General features: G+C 71.0%; 11 protein-coding genes. 1 reads left to right on the forward strand and 10 read right to left on the reverse strand.

Translation table 11 applies throughout. The features are described from left to right. Nucleotides 1-137: 137 nt before the first annotated feature. On the reverse strand, nucleotides 138-1,820 hold the full coding sequence (locus K8638_RS04190; protein ID WP_223753090.1) for a LysM peptidoglycan-binding domain-containing protein: 1,683 nt from the start codon (nucleotides 1,818-1,820) through the stop codon (nucleotides 138-140). Nucleotides 1,821-1,996: 176 nt separating this feature from the next. On the opposite strand from K8638_RS04190, the gene K8638_RS04195 reads away from it, so the two are divergent. Next, nucleotides 1,997-2,995 (forward strand): hypothetical protein, encoded by a 999-nt coding sequence (locus tag K8638_RS04195; RefSeq protein ID WP_223753091.1) that lies wholly within the window; start codon nucleotides 1,997-1,999, stop codon nucleotides 2,993-2,995. 54 nt (nucleotides 2,996-3,049) lie between these two features. On the opposite strand, the gene nadE is transcribed toward K8638_RS04195, so the two are convergent. From nadE to K8638_RS04240, 9 genes are all read right to left on the reverse strand, one after another. After that, nucleotides 3,050-4,045, reverse strand: coding sequence for an NAD(+) synthase (gene nadE / locus K8638_RS04200; protein WP_223753092.1), 996 nt, complete (start codon nucleotides 4,043-4,045; stop codon nucleotides 3,050-3,052). A 22-nt stretch (nucleotides 4,046-4,067) separates the two neighbouring features. Next, nucleotides 4,068-5,645 (reverse strand): class I adenylate-forming enzyme family protein, encoded by a 1,578-nt coding sequence (locus K8638_RS04205; RefSeq protein ID WP_223753093.1) that lies wholly within the window; start codon nucleotides 5,643-5,645, stop codon nucleotides 4,068-4,070. After that, nucleotides 5,642-7,618 carry an asparagine synthase (glutamine-hydrolyzing) gene (asnB, locus tag K8638_RS04210; protein WP_223753094.1) on the reverse strand — a complete coding sequence of 659 codons (1,977 nt, stop codon included), beginning with the start codon at nucleotides 7,616-7,618 and terminating at the stop codon, nucleotides 5,642-5,644. The genes K8638_RS04205 and asnB overlap by 4 nt, the downstream gene beginning before the upstream one ends. Nucleotides 7,619-7,639: 21 nt before the next feature. Then, nucleotides 7,640-7,891, reverse strand: a complete 252-nt coding sequence (locus K8638_RS04215; protein ID WP_223753095.1) for an acyl carrier protein — start codon at nucleotides 7,889-7,891, stop codon at nucleotides 7,640-7,642. Between the two features lie 94 nt (nucleotides 7,892-7,985). Then, nucleotides 7,986-8,576, reverse strand: a complete 591-nt coding sequence (locus tag K8638_RS04220; protein ID WP_223753096.1) for a DapH/DapD/GlmU-related protein — start codon at nucleotides 8,574-8,576, stop codon at nucleotides 7,986-7,988. Beyond that, entirely contained in the window at nucleotides 8,576-9,043 is a 468-nt protein-coding gene (locus K8638_RS04225) for a DapH/DapD/GlmU-related protein (protein ID WP_223753097.1), read from the reverse strand. The genes K8638_RS04220 and K8638_RS04225 overlap by 1 nt, the downstream gene beginning before the upstream one ends. A 76-nt stretch (nucleotides 9,044-9,119) precedes the next feature. Then, entirely contained in the window at nucleotides 9,120-9,983 is an 864-nt protein-coding gene (locus K8638_RS04230; RefSeq protein WP_223753098.1) for an SGNH/GDSL hydrolase family protein, read from the reverse strand. A gap of 177 nt (nucleotides 9,984-10,160) precedes the next feature. Further along, nucleotides 10,161-12,563 (reverse strand): ABC transporter permease, encoded by a 2,403-nt coding sequence (locus K8638_RS04235; protein WP_223753099.1) that lies wholly within the window; start codon nucleotides 12,561-12,563, stop codon nucleotides 10,161-10,163. 227 nt (nucleotides 12,564-12,790) lie between these two features. Next, the gene (locus tag K8638_RS04240; protein WP_223753100.1) at nucleotides 12,791-13,471 is read right to left on the reverse strand and encodes a hypothetical protein; all 681 of its coding nucleotides are present in this window, start codon (nucleotides 13,469-13,471) and stop codon (nucleotides 12,791-12,793) included. Nucleotides 13,472-13,724: the final 253 nt, after the last annotated feature.

Here is a 13,724-nt window from a genome sequence, read left to right on the forward strand (position 1 = left end):
GTTGCTTCCCGCCACACGATTTCGGAGCGACTTCTGAAAATGCGAGAAGCCGCGCGCCAGGCCCGGTGGGGTTGACGCGCGGCTTCAGTCGCCGCGGCCCCCGGCGTGTGCCAGGGGCCCTATGACTTCAGCGTGAATCAGGCGTTGCGGCGGACCATGGCGACCTCGAACCGACGGTCGGTGACGTAGCCGGAGGCCTCCTTGCCCGGGCGGTACATCTTCCCGCTGTCGTCCACGTAGAAGCGGTTGTTCGGGTTGGTGTCGGCGCCCTTCGTCTTCTGCGTCGTGCCCGGGTCGTGGAAGGTGTAGTAGGTGCGGCCCTTCTCGTCGACGCCGCGGCCGGTGATGACCACGAAGTGGTCCGTGAGGCCGTCCGCGTTGTAGTTCGAGTCCTTGTGGCTGACGCCCACCACCACGGGCTTGCCCGCGTCGAGCTGCGAGTCGATGTACTTGCGGCCCTCGGCGGCCTTCTTCGAGTCCACCGTCACCTGGCCCTTGCCGTTCTCGCTCTTGGCCACCTGGATGCGGCTGTCGGGGCCCGTCACCGTGGCGCCCGCGGACTTCGCCATGGCGACGGCGGCCTTGAAGCACGCGGTGTCGCTCGGGGTGTAGCCGTGGCCCGCCTCGAACTGGCTGTAGTACGGCACCTTGACCTTCTTCGGCTCCGTCTGGCCCGTCTTCGTGGTGGGGGCCGTGTCCTCCACCGGCTTGGTATCCTTGGGCTTCTCCGGGGTGGCCGGCTTCGTGGTGCCACCGGCCTGCTCCTTCTTGAGCATGGCCAGCGCGTCCTTCTGCTCGTTCTGGAAGCGGTTGGCCACGCTCTCCTGCACCTTGCGCGAGTTGCGCGTGAAGTGCACCAGCTCACCGCTGCTGTTGCGGCGGCCGCGCTCGGCGTAGACGGCCTTGATGATCTCCTCGTCGCTCATCTTCGAAGGGTCCTTGCCCTTCATGGCGGCCTTGAAGATGTCGTCGGAGTTGTTTCGGTGCTGGACGGAGGTGGACCAGGCCACGTCCTGCAGCGCCTTGGAGCGCGTGGTGACGTCCAGGCCCGTGGTCTTCTTGATGTCGGCGACGGCCGGGTCGTAGTGCGTGCGCTTGATGGCGTCGTGCTGGGCCTTGAAGAAGCCCTCCGGGTCCTTCTTCGCCAGGTCCTTCCAGGCGGCGCTGAACTCGGCGCTGCCGGGCTTCTTGCCGGCCAGGGCCTTGTAGTACTCGGGGTAGGTGTTCTTCAGGCCGTTGACGAACTCCTGCGCGGAGCCCGTCTTGCTGGCGAACTGGTAGGAGCCGTAGGACACGCCACCCGCGTCACCGGCGCCCGTGGACACGGTGCCGGGGCCCTGCGCCTCGTACTTGCGGCTCAGGGTGCCCAGGTCGTGGGACGCGGTGGTGCCCTTGGTGTCGGAGGGCGGGGTGGTGGTGGGCTTCGTCGTCGTCGGCTTCGTCTCGGGCTTGTACGAGTCCACCGGCTGCTGCGTCCCGGTGCCGCTGGGGATGCGCAGGACCTGGCCCGGGCTGATGCGGTTGGCGTCCTTGATGCCGTTGGCCTTCGCCAGCGCGTCGACGGTGGTGCCGGTGCGCTTCGCGATGCCCGACAGGGTGTCGCCCGAGCGCACCGTGTAGCTGCTGGCGCGCGTCTCCGCCGGCTTCGTCGGCTTCGTGTCGAAGCCGTCGGGGATGCGCAGGACCTGGCCCGCGCTGATGCGGTTGGCGTCCTTGAGGCCGTTGGCCTTCACCAGCGCATCGACGGTGGTGTCGTTGCGCTTGGCGATGGCCGAAAGGGTGTCGCCTGACCGAACCTTGTAGCTGTTGATGCTCGTCATGTGAGTTATCCCATCCCCGGACGGGTTGGCCCGTGGGCCCCGGTCCTCTGGACGTGCTGTGGGTCCTGCTCCCATTATCGCCCCATTGCGGAAATAGTTGCTTGGGGCCGGATTTCACCCGGGGAGCGGGTAGGCTCCGCGACCTCGCGGATTCCCAGGAGCAGGGAGAGGAACGGATGAAGGGCAAGAGCGCGGTGCTGGGGCTGATGATGGCGGCTTGGGCGGCGGTGGCCATGGCCCAGCCGGCGGGAGACGTCTCCGGCATCTACAAGAAGGACGGCGGCGAGCTGGCCGTCCTCCAGGGTGACAACGAGACGCTGCTCTACTACGGGGCCGGCTTCACCCAGGGCCAGAGCGTGGGCACCTGCGAGTGCCCCCTGGTGCTCCAGAAGAAGGACTCCGCCACCCGGTGGACGCTGAAGAGCGCGGACTCCGAGGACACATGGACCCTGCGCATGGAGCCCGGGCGGCTGTCGCTGGCGGGCGGCAGCGCCGGGTGCTGTGGCGCGGGCTGGCCCGGGGAGGATGCCTTCCCCCGGCAGGGCGTCACGCCTCCGCGGACCTGCAAGGTGAAGGCGCCGCGCGCGTATTTCCACGACTCGAACGCCCAGAACACCCAGCGCAAGGCCTTCGTGGTGGCGGGGGACTCGGTGCAGGCCTACGTGCCCTCCATCGAGCCGGACCTGGTGCCCGCGCGCTTCGCGGGCAAGCGCGTGACGGTGGGCCTGCTGCGGCGCGAGCAGCTCGACTGCAAGGCGCCGGAGGGCGGCGCACCCTCGGCCTCGGCCGCGGTGGACGTGAAGCCCATCGCCGGCAAGTGGGTGCGGGTGCAGCGCAAGGGCAAGGGGTACGTCCTCGAGCGGCCCTGCTCGTCCGAGACGCCTTCCTTCAACCTCCAGGCCGGCGGAGTCATGGACGTCAACTACGGCCAGGAGGGGGAGCAGCTCCAGGTGTCGGCCGCGAAGCCCGGCGCGAAGGGCGCGTACAGCCTGGAGGTGACGTCCTCCGGCGGCTCGCGCGAGACGCTGGCGTGGACGGTGGCGGACGCGAAGCGCGGCATCGTGCTCCTCAAGGGCGGCACGGGCTTCTTCCGCGAGGGCGCGCACTTCGTGCGTGAGAGCAAGATGGGCGGCATCCCCGTCCGCGCCGAGAAGTGCGAGGACGAGTACGAGTAGCCGCCCGCGCCGCGCCCTGCCGGTGCTCCCGGCAGGGCAGGGCGGGCCGGGCGCTCAGGAAATCTTGAACGCGTCCAGCTCCGGCACCGCCTCCAGCAGCAGCGGGGCGGAGTGCAGGTAGGCCGTGGAGCGGCGCTTCTGGTCGATGTCGTCGTAGACGCGCTGCACCTGCTTGGGCGTCAGGCCCATCACCTCGGCGGCCTCCTCGGTGGACACGCCGTGGTTCTTGGCCCACATCAGCAGGTCCAACTGCGAGTAGTGCACGGAGAAGTAGAAGTCCTCCTGGGACTGCGGAAGGCTGAACGTGTCCGTGGTGGGCTCGCCGCTGGTGATTTCGTCGATGACGCCCAGGTGCTTCGCCAGCCGGTACACCTGCGTCTTGTAGAGGCCGGCGATGGGCTTCACGTCCGCCGCGCCGTCACCGAGCTTCACGAAGAAGCCCTGGTCGTACTCCAGCCGGTTCGGCGTGCCGGCCACCGCGAAGTTCAGCCGGTCCGCGTGGAAGTAGTCCATCATCTTCCGCGTGCGCTGCTTGAAGTTCGTGGCGGCGACAATCTGCGTGTAGGCCTGGGGCGTGAGGCGGAAGCGGCGCTCCTCGCCGTTCACCTGCACCACCACGTAGAAGAAGTTCACCGCGTCCGTGTTCAGCCGGTCGCCGTGCATCACAATCTTCCACTTCATGTCCGGGGTGAACTCGGGGAACACCGAGCGCACCGCCTCGTCCCGCTGCTGGTAGCAGCCGGCCGCCGCCAGGATGGGGGCGATGTCATGGAGCTGGTACTTGATGCCCAGCTTCTCGCAGAGCTTGCGGCCCAGCTGCGAGCTCCACCCGCTGGAGTCCCGCTCCGGCAGGAGGATGCCGAAGACGCGCTCCGGCCCCAGCGCCCGCACCGCCAGCGCCGCCACGCACGCCGAGTCGATGCCGCCGGAGATGGCCACCACCAGCCCGCGCTTCTTCAGCTTCTTGAGCACCGCCTCGCGCAGCTTCTCGGACAGCTCGGCCGCCTTGGCCTCCCAGTCCAGTTCCAGCACCTGCTTGGAGAACTTCATCGTGTCCACCCTCTTGAGTCCTTCACGAAGAACCAACTGACGAATACCGGGTGCGCAGCTCCGCCTTGAGCACCTTGCCGGCGGGACCTCTCGGCAGCGCATCCGTGAACACCACGTGCTTGGGCACCTTGTGCACCGGCAGCGACTCGCGGCAGAAGCGCCGCAGGTCGTCGTCCTTCACCTCGGCGCCCGCGTTCAGCACCACCACCGCGCAGGCCGCCTCGCCGCCCAGCGCGTCCGGCACGCCCACCACCGCCACCTCCTTCACGGAGGGATGGCGCGCCAGGTGGTGCTCGATTTCCGCCGGGCTCACCCGGTGGCCGTTCACCTTGAGGATTTCCTTCGCGCGCCCCACCAGGAAGAAGAAGCCGTCCGCGTCGCGCCAGGCCAGGTCGCCCGTCCACAGCCAGCCGTCCCGCAGCACGGCGGCCGTCTCCTCGGGCGCGTCCAGGTAGCCCGGCGTGACGTTGGCCCCGCGCGCGACGAGGTGGCCCGTCTCGCCCACGGGCAGCGGCGTGCCGTCCTCCGCCACCACGCGCAGCTCCACGCCGGGAATGCCCAGGCCGATGGAGCCCGCCTTCTCCCGGGCGAACCTCGGGGGCAGGTAGCTCAGGCGCGCGGTGGCCTCCGTCTGGCCGTACATGACGTACAGCTCCGCCGGGTGGAACGCCTCGCGCGTCCACTGAATCGTGTCCGGCGCCATGCCTCCGCCCGCCTGGGTGAGGTAGCGCAGCTTCAGCTTCGACAGCGTCTCCGGGCTGGCCTGCCGCTTCAGCAGCTCGAAGGTGAGCGGCACGCCCGCGAAGCCCGTGCTGCCCTCCGCCGCCATGGCCTCCAGCACCGTCTGCGGGTACATGAAGCGCGGGTCCAGGAACACCGAGCCGCCCGAGAGCAGGTGCGTCTGCAGCACGCTCTTCCCGTAGCAGTAGTGCAGCGGGAGGATGAGGTGCGCCCTGTCCCGGGGCGACAGGCCCAGGTACTCCACGATGGAGCGCGTGTTGGCGGCGATGTTGCCGAACGTCTGGATGACGCCCCGGGGCGTGCCCGTGCTGCCGGACGTGTAGACGATGGCGGCGTGCGCGTCCGCCGGCGTGGGCGGTAGCGCGTCCAGCGGAGTGGACTTCGCCTCCGGGTCCACCGCGCCGTCCTCCCGCACCCACGTGCACTCGGAGGGCGCGAGCACCTGGAGCATGCGCTCCGGCGGGCGCGCGGAGTGCACCACGTACAGGTGGCCCAGGCCGGGCTTGCCGGCCCACCGGCGCGCGTCCTGCCCGAAGAGGAAGGCATGCCTCGCGCGCGTCTGCGCGAGGATGGCGTCCAGCGACGCCGCGCCGGACTCGCGGTCCAGCTCCACCGCGCACGCGCCCAGCGCCTGCACCGCCAGCCCCGCCACCACCGCCGCCGAGCCAAGGGGCAGGGCGATGAGCACCTTGTCGCCCCGGCCCACGCCCGCCGCGCGCAGGTGCCCGGCCAGCGCCAGCATCCGGTCCGCGAGCTGCCGGTAGCCCAGCCGCACCCACGGCGAGTCCACCGCGGGCGCATCCGGTGTCCGCTCGGCATGGCCGAGCACCCAGGCGGGAGAGGAGTCCACCGCGCTCATGCGGCCTCCAGCACCACCGCGTCCACGTCCGCCGTGGGCGGGGGGCGCGGGTGGAGGAAGTGGTGGGCCAGCAGCTGCGTGGAGGCCATGGCGAAGAGGGCCATGGTGTCCGCCTCGCTCTCCGCGGCGTTGGGGGCGCGCAGCTTGGCTACCAGCCGCTCCGCCTTGCGCGCGTCGAAGACGCCCACCTTCGCCACCGCCTCGGGCGCGAGCAGTTCGCGCGCCCAGGACGGCGCGTCCGGGCCCACCAGGGCTCCGGCGATGGGGGCGCGGTAGGGGAACTTGCTGCGCTCCAGGATGGAGGCGGGCACCTTGCCCCGGGCGAAGCGCTTGAGGAGGTGCTTCTCGTCCAGCCCCTTCAGGCGCAGCCGCTCCGGCACACGCGCGGCGAACTCCATCACCGCCGTGTCCAGGAAGGGGAAGCGCCCCTCCACCGCGTTGCCCAGCAGCATCCGGTCGCCCTGCGCGGAGAGGAGGTAGCCGGACAGCAGCGTCTTCGCCTCCAGGTACTGCGCGCGCGCCAGCGGCCGCCACCGGGCCACGTGCTCCGGCACCGACTGGAGCACCGACGCCACCGGGTCCTCGTCCGCCACGCGCGCGGCGAACTCCGGCGCGAGGAAGCGGAGGATGCGGCCGCTGTTGGACCAGCGCACCAGGTGCGAGAAGCCCAGGCTGTCTGGCGCGTCCAGCCCCATGCCGAAGAACTCGCGCAACAGCTCCACGTTCTGCTGGCTCACCGACAGGGTGGGGTACAGCCGACGCAGCAGCAGCGGGCGGTACTTCGACTCCGGGTGGCGCGCCCAGAACTGGCGCACCTTGGTCTCCTTGAAGAGGTCGTAGCCGAGGAACATCTCGTCCGACCCCTCGCCGGTGAGGACCACCCGGATGCCGTTCTCCCGCACCCACTCGCTCAGGCGCAGGAAGGGCGCGGGCGCGGAGCGCATCATCGCCTGCTCGGCATGGAAGATGACGCCGGGCACCAGCCCGCCAATGTCCCCGTCCTTCATCTCCACCACGCGGTGCTGCGTGCGCAGCTCCTCCGCCACGGTGGCCTGGTGCTGGCGCTCGTCGAAGCGCGCGTGCGCGAAGCCCACGGAGAAGGTGCGCAGCGTGCCGCCGAGCTGCTCCTGCGCCAGCGCGCACAGCAGGCTGGAGTCCAGCCCGCCCGACAGGTACGCCGCCACCGGCACGTCCGCGCGCAGCCGCAGGCGCACCGCGCGCTCCAGCACCGCGCCCAGCTCCTCCAGCAGCCTCGGCGCGTCCGCGGCGTCCGGCGTCACGCCGAAGTCCAAATCCCAGTACCGGAACACCTCCAGCTTCCCGTCCCGAAAGCGCGCCGAGTGCGCGGGAGGCAGGAGGCTGACGCCCTCGAACGAGGTGCGCGGCGCCACGGGAGACCAGAGCTGGAACGTCTGCTTGAGGCCCCGTGCGTCCAGCGCCGGTGTCACCAGTCCGCCCGCGAAGAGCGCCTTGGCCTCCGAGCCGAACGCCAGGTGCCCCCCGGGCAGCTCCGCGTAGTACAGCGGGCAGATGCCCACCCTGTCACGCGACAGCCAGAGCGTCTTGTCGCGCGGGTCCCACAGGGCGAAGGCCCACTGACCCTCGAAGCGGCGCACGCAGTCGATGCCCCACGCCAGGAACGCCGCGAGGATGACCTCCGTGTCCGAGCGCGTGCGGAACGCGTAGCGCCCCGCGAGCTGCTCGCGCAGCTCCACGTAGTTGAAGATTTCACCGTTGAAGACGACGGTGAGCCCCGTCTCGGCGTCCCGCATGGGCTGGTGGCCGCCCTCCAGGTCGACGATGGAGAGCCGCGTGTGCCCCAGGCCCACGCCGTCCAGCACCAGCGCCCGCTGCGCGTCGGGGCCCCGGTGCTTGATGCTGGCGGTCATCCGGCGCAACCGCTCGGCGGACTCCGTCCGCGCCGCCCCGGCGCCACCGCCCGCCGGAAAGGTGAAACCCGCGATGCCGCACATGGCGCGTCCCCCCTTCCTCTCTCAGCCGGCCTTCGGGAGGCTCTGCCGCTTCTTCTCGACGAAGGCCACCACGCGCGACAGCGAGTCCAGGTTCTCCGGCACCAGCTCGCGGTCCTCCAGCTTGATGCCGAAGTCCTGCTCGAGGAAGGCCACCAGCTCCATCATTCCCGTGGAGTCGATGAGGCCCTTGCGGAGGAAGGAGTCGTCGTCCGCGAAGTCGTCCACGAAGAAGGTGTCGACGATGAAGCTGCGGATGCGCTCACGGGTGCTCATGGATTCAATCCTGTTCTGGGGACTGCGTGTGAGAAGTGTGGACGTCCGGGGCGCGTGGAAGACGCTCCGGACGCAAAGACCTGCTTTTGGGGCTTCAGGTCCCCGTCTCGCGGGAAACCAGCTCCATGCTCATGTTGCGGGCGGGGTTGCCCATGGCGAGCGTGTCCGGAGGCACGTCGTGCGTGACGACGCTGCCGGCGGCCACCACCGAGCGCGCCCCCACGCGTACCCCCGGCATGATGATGGCTCCGTGCGCCACCCAGACGTCATCCTCGATGACGATGGGCGCCTTCGTGTGCCCGTCGCGGTCCGCGATGCGCACGAACGACGCGAACATGCACCGGGCGCCAATCTGGACGGACTCCCAGGACTCCAGGCTGATGCCGTAGTTGAACTGCACGTCGGAGCCGATGACGAGCCGGGCACCCGCATGACACACGAGCGAGCCCGGCATCATCCCGCCCACGAAGGTGAGCCGGTCTCCCAGCTCCACGGTGCCCTCGTTCTCCACGCGCATCGCGCCATAGGCCGCCACGTTGCGGCCCACGGACTGGAGGGAGCGGAAGAGCCAGCGCGCGCGCGCCACGGCCAGCGCGCGCTGGGCACGGTGCCCCACGGCGTCGCGGAGCTCCTGGACCTGCGCCACCACCGACGTCAGCGGGGCGGGGACGATTCGCGTGCTCATCACGCCACCTCCCGGCGAAGCACCCGCGGGGGCGAGCCCCCCACCGTCACGGCGGGCGGAATGCGGCGGGAAATCACGGTGCCGGCGGCCACGGTGGCGCCCCGCTGCACGTGGGCGCCGGGGAGCAGGATGGCTCGGGGGCCGACCGTCACGCCCGCCTCGACGACGAGGGGAACGGAAGCCGGGCGCTCGTGCCGGTTGCCCCGCAGCGGATGGTGCTGGTTGTCCATCACCTTGCAGAAGGCGCCCAGCCTGGCGCCCGCGCCGATGGTGATGGACTGGAGCGCCTCGAGCGAGGCGCCGCCTTCGATGGTGACATCGTCGCCGAGGACGATGCAGCCGCCCCGCATCGCATGCAGCTCGATGGGGGCCTCCCGTCCGTCCAGTACCACGCGGTGGCCGACCCGGACCTCTCCGGGCCCGTGAATCCACACGCGGCCGAGCACCGTGGGGGTTGCCCCCACCACCCGGCAGTGCCGAAGCTTCAGTCGCGAGAGGAGCGAGCTCCACCCGCGTGACACAGGAAGGGGTATCGGGCTCATGTCACGGTTGGGTCTGGACTGCGGGGATGGGAGGCTGCACGGCGGGCGCCGGCAGGGTGGACAGGAAGGTGAGGAACTCCTTCGCGATTCGGGCCTGACCGGCGGCGTTGAGGTGGCCGCCGTCATCCGAGTACGCCGGTGACATGGCCGGCCACGTCTCTCCGTTCAGCTCGTAGGTCTCCGCCGTCCCGTCGGGCCCGGTGGACTCCAGCGCCGCCAGGTCGAACAGCGGCGCCTTGCCGCCGTACGTCTTGCGCAGGAGCTGGTTGAACGTCTCGCGCTGCACGTTCTCGGTGATGCCCCACACCGGCCGGCCGAGCAGCTCCTTCAGCCACGCCTTGGCGCCGCGCTGCACGGTGGTCAGCGGCACGGTGACGTGGACGAACGTGGTGCCCGGGTGGCGCGCCTGCAGCCCGTCCATCATCGCGCGGTACTTCTCGAACAGCGCGCGGGCGTCCGTGGCGCCGTTGAAGTCGATGTAGCAGAACTTGAAGAAGGCCACGTCCGCCCCCTTCGCCATGCCGCCGTCCACCAGCCGCTCGAAGTCCGCGATTTTCGACTCGGGCTTCTCGTTCTGTCCCACCATGGCGTGGGCGATGGTGCCGGGCGCCACCGTCTCCGTGGGGGCCTTCACCTCCACGACGCGCACGGCCGGAGCCACCTGCTTGACGCCGTCGAGGATGTTCCCGCCCACCGACTGATGGCCGAAGAAGATGCGCTGCTGGGGCAGCTTCTCCAGCGGCACGCCCGTGGCGGGCGTGGAGGGCGACGCGGCGTGCGCCGCCGCGCCGTGCACGGCCATGAGCATGATGGCCGGCAGCACCAGTGCGCTCATCCGCACGAGAAAGGTCCAGTCGAAGTGCATGCGAACTCTTAAACCCGACGCTCGCCAAGCGTCAAAGGCCCAACGGTCCAGGATGCACGGTGGAGCTTGTAAGTGCTGGAAGTCCGGGTGTTGCGCGCTCCCGCCCACCTGTCTGGCAGCCCCCCGGGGGCTGGCCACGGGAGCTGACGTGACGGGGTGGGTCGCGACCCGGGGTGGTTACTCCGAGCGCAGGGAGATGGCGGGAGACACCCGGCTGGCGCGCAGCGCGGGCAGCCAGCTCGCCAGCAGTGACACCGCGGCCAGCGCCGCGGCCACGCCCAGGAAGACACCGGGCTCGCTGGCATCCACGCCGTACAGCAGCGAGGCCAGGAGCCGCGTGCAGCCGAGGGCGGCCAGCAGCCCCACGCCCACGCCCACCAGTGTCAGGCGCAGGCCCTGTCCCAGCACGAGACGCAGCACCTGGCGCGGGTGCGCGCCCAGCGCCAGCCGGATGCCCAGCTCGCGCGTGCGCTGGCCCACGCTGTACGCCATGACGCCGTAGACGCCCACGCCGGCCAGCACCACCGCCAGCAGGGCGAAGGCCGCCAACAGCCGCGCGGTGGCGGTGGGGCGGTGGAGCTGGCGGTCCACCCGGTCCGAGAAGGGCCCGAGGTCATAGACGGGCTGCTCCGCGTCCACCGCCTTCACCTCCTGGCGCACCGCGCTCGCCACGGCCGCCGCGGCGCCGCGGGTGTGCAAAAGCAGCGTCGCGGTGGCCACCGGCACCTGGGCCATGGGCAGGTACGCCTCGGGCCGGGCGGGGACGGTGAGCCGGTCATGCCGCACGTCCGCCACCACGCCGACGATTTCGCGGAACGCCGAGTCCCCATTCCAGTCCAGCCTCAGCCGCCGGCCCAGGGCCTCGCCGCCGCCGAGGTAGGCGCGGACGAAGGCCTCGTTGACGATGATGACGGGCGCACCCTTCTCCTCGTCCTGGGGCCCGAAGGCGCGGCCCTGGCGCACGGCGATGCGCATGGCGCGGAAGTAGTCCGGGCTGGCCACGCGGTACTCGACGATGAGCCGCTCGCCGGGCTGGGCGGAGCCGCCCTCCAGGACGAAGTCCCCATTGGTGTTGCTGCCGCCCAGGGGCGCGTCGTTGACGAGGCCCACCGCCTCCACGCCGGGCAGCGCCCGCAGGCGGCCCTCCAGCTCCGAGAAGAAGGCCCGCCTGCGCGCCGCGTCCGGGTACTTCGAGGCGGGCAGGGACAGCCGCGCGGACAGCACGCCGTCCGTACCGAAGCCCGGGTCCACGGCCTGCACGTTGCGCAGCGTGCGCACCATGAGCACGGTGCCCACCAGCAGCACCAGGGCCAGGGCGAGCTGCACCATGACGAGCGCGTTGCGCAGCGGGTGGTGGGCTCGGGCGCCCACGGCGCTGCCGGACTGCTTGAGCAGGGGCAGCACGTCCATGCCCGAGGTGTGCAGCGCGGGCGCCAGCCCGAACAGCAGCCCCGCGCCCACGGACAGCGCCACGCTGAAGGCCAGGGCCGGGCCGCTCAGCTCCACCGGCGTCAGCCGCAGCATGCTGGCGGGCAGCAGGGTGCGCACCAGCTCCAGTCCCCACAAGACGAGCAGCAGCCCCAGCGCGCCGCCGAAGACGGCCAGCAGCACGCTCTCCGCCAGGGCCTGCTGCATGCGCCGGCCCCGGCTGGCTCCCAGCGCCGCGCGGATGGCCCCGTCCCGCTGCCGCGCCAGCGCCCGCACCAACATCAGGTTGGCCACGTTGGCGCAGGCGATGAGCAGCACGAAGGCCACCGCGCCCCACAGCGTCCACAGCAGGGGCCGCGTGTTGGAGGTGAGGTGCTCCTGCCACCGGCGCAACGTCACCCCGTCCGGCTTCTGGCCGGGCTCCGGGCGGGCAATGGCCGAGGCCACCCGCGTCAGGTCCTCGTGGGCCGCTTCCAGGGACGTCCCCGGGGCCAGCCGCCCCAGCACGTTCATGTAGTGGTTGCCGTGGGCTTGAGCATCCAACCAGTGGGGGACCCATACCTCCGGGTCATCGGAGAACTCCGGGAAGGAGAAGTCCTCGGGCAGCACGCCCACCACGGTGTGGCTTCGCCCGTCCAGCACCACCGTCCGGCCCACCGCGTCCGCGGCGCCGCCGAGCGCCCGCTTCCAGAAGCCGTGGCTCACCACCACCACGGACGAGGCGTTGCCGGGCTGCATGTCCTCGTCCGTGAAGTCGCGCCCCTGCGCGGGCCGCACGCCCAGCGTGCCGAAGAAGTCGGGGGTGACGCGCCCCGCGCGGACCCGCTCCGGCGAGTCCACGCCGGTGCGGTTGAGGTCCGCGCGCGACCAGGCCGCGAGCCGCGTGAAGCCCCGGGCATGCTCCCTCCAGCCCAGCAGCTCCGGAGGAGACACGGAGGCGGTGTCGATGCCGTCCTGCTTGCACCAGACGCGCACCAGCTCCCCGGCCTCCTGGAAGGGCAGGGGGCTCAGCAGCATGGCGTGGATGGCGCTGAAGAGGACGGTGTTCGCCCCGATGGCCAGCGCGAGCGTGAGGCCGGCGGCCAACGTGAAGCCGGGCGTGCGCGTGAGGGTGCGCAGCGCGTAGCGGAAGTCCTGGCGGAGAGAATCCATGGGCCCGTGCACAGAGCGAAGGACATGCCAGCCCCGGCCCCGGGGCAACCCCCCGGCATTGCGTGGGAGGGCTGCCCGTCAGGCCCGGGCCGCTGCACGGAAGCGGGATGTCGTGTCCCGGAAACGGACATCGGGGCGCCCGAATCGCGGGAGTCCCGGACCGTTGCCGCCGGGCGGCGGGCACGCGGGGAGTGTGTCCCCGAGTCCGCCGCCCGTGGCGCCCGGCGTCAGTTCACGTTCCAGCGCGCGGCAATCTCCTCGCACGCCAGCTTCACGTCGTTCATCCGGCGCTGCCGGGCGCGGGGCGCGAAGTGCAGCCGGCCGGCGAACACGTCGAAGACGCCCACGAGGCGCGGGTCCACGGGGCCGCGCTGCTCCAGCCGCTGCTCGGCGTAGTTCAGGAGCACGGTGGCGATGTACTGCCCGGCGCGCTCGTCCAGCGGCGTGTGCTTGGAGAAGTAGAGCTTCAGCAGGCCGGAGCGCATCTGGCCCTGCGCATCCACGCTGCGCAGCAGGACTTCCGGCCGCACGCTGATGGCGACGCCGGACAGCTCCAGCGGCGGCAGCTCCTCGTTCACCGGGCTGGCGATGGCGTGGGCGGCGAGCCCGTCCACGGAGACGAGGCAGCGCTGCAGGGCCTCGGCGCACAGCGCGAGGCGGTGGGCGTCGAAGTCCGACTCGGGCGCGGCGTTCAGAAGGCGGCGCTGGTGGTAGCGGAGGATGACCTCGTCGCGGCCCTCGCAGAGGAACTCGACGATGGCCTGGGCGGCGGCGGGGTAGCGCAGGTACTGCGGGTCCACCGGGTGCTTCTGGCCGTGGATGATGCGCTTGCGCAGCGAGGGCGTCGCGGTGAGGTACTGGCCCAGCTTGTTGACGGAGACGCGCGGGTTCTCACGAGTGGCGGTCATGGCGGCCTTCCTTTCCGACTGCGTTGATGAAAGGAGACTACCGGAGGGGTCTGACATTCCCTCGGCCGGCCGCCCGCCCGGACGGGCCACACGGCTTCCTCCTTCCAGGGTAGGAATGCGCCCCGGTGGACCCTTCGTGATGGGTCCAATTCCGGGGAAATTTTCCAGCCACGGACGGTCTGCCGCATGGAGCTTTTGGCGCATCGCATTGTGCGTGGGACTGACAGTCTCTGCCTGCCCTTTGTACTTTTCC

It is taken from the genome of Myxococcus sp. RHSTA-1-4 (genome assembly GCF_020037125.1).
Lineage (GTDB): Bacteria > Myxococcota > Myxococcia > Myxococcales > Myxococcaceae > Myxococcus.

Coding starts and splice junctions, on each gene's coding strand:
- K8638_RS04230 (WP_223753098.1), bottom strand. CDS start 9,983: ATGCACTTCGACTGGACCTTTCTCGTGCGGATGAGCGCACTGGTGCTG.
- K8638_RS04240 (WP_223753100.1), bottom strand. CDS start 13,471: ATGACCGCCACTCGTGAGAACCCGCGCGTCTCCGTCAACAAGCTGGGC.
- asnB (WP_223753094.1), bottom strand. CDS start 7,618: ATGTGCGGCATCGCGGGTTTCACCTTTCCGGCGGGCGGTGGCGCCGGG.
- K8638_RS04205 (WP_223753093.1), bottom strand. CDS start 5,645: ATGAGCGCGGTGGACTCCTCTCCCGCCTGGGTGCTCGGCCATGCCGAG.
- K8638_RS04220 (WP_223753096.1), bottom strand. CDS start 8,576: ATGAGCACGCGAATCGTCCCCGCCCCGCTGACGTCGGTGGTGGCGCAG.
- nadE (WP_223753092.1), bottom strand. CDS start 4,045: ATGAAGTTCTCCAAGCAGGTGCTGGAACTGGACTGGGAGGCCAAGGCG.
- K8638_RS04235 (WP_223753099.1), bottom strand. CDS start 12,563: ATGGATTCTCTCCGCCAGGACTTCCGCTACGCGCTGCGCACCCTCACG.
- K8638_RS04190 (WP_223753090.1), bottom strand. CDS start 1,820: ATGACGAGCATCAACAGCTACAAGGTTCGGTCAGGCGACACCCTTTCG.
- K8638_RS04195 (WP_223753091.1), top strand. CDS start 1,997: ATGAAGGGCAAGAGCGCGGTGCTGGGGCTGATGATGGCGGCTTGGGCG.
- K8638_RS04215 (WP_223753095.1), bottom strand. CDS start 7,891: ATGAGCACCCGTGAGCGCATCCGCAGCTTCATCGTCGACACCTTCTTC.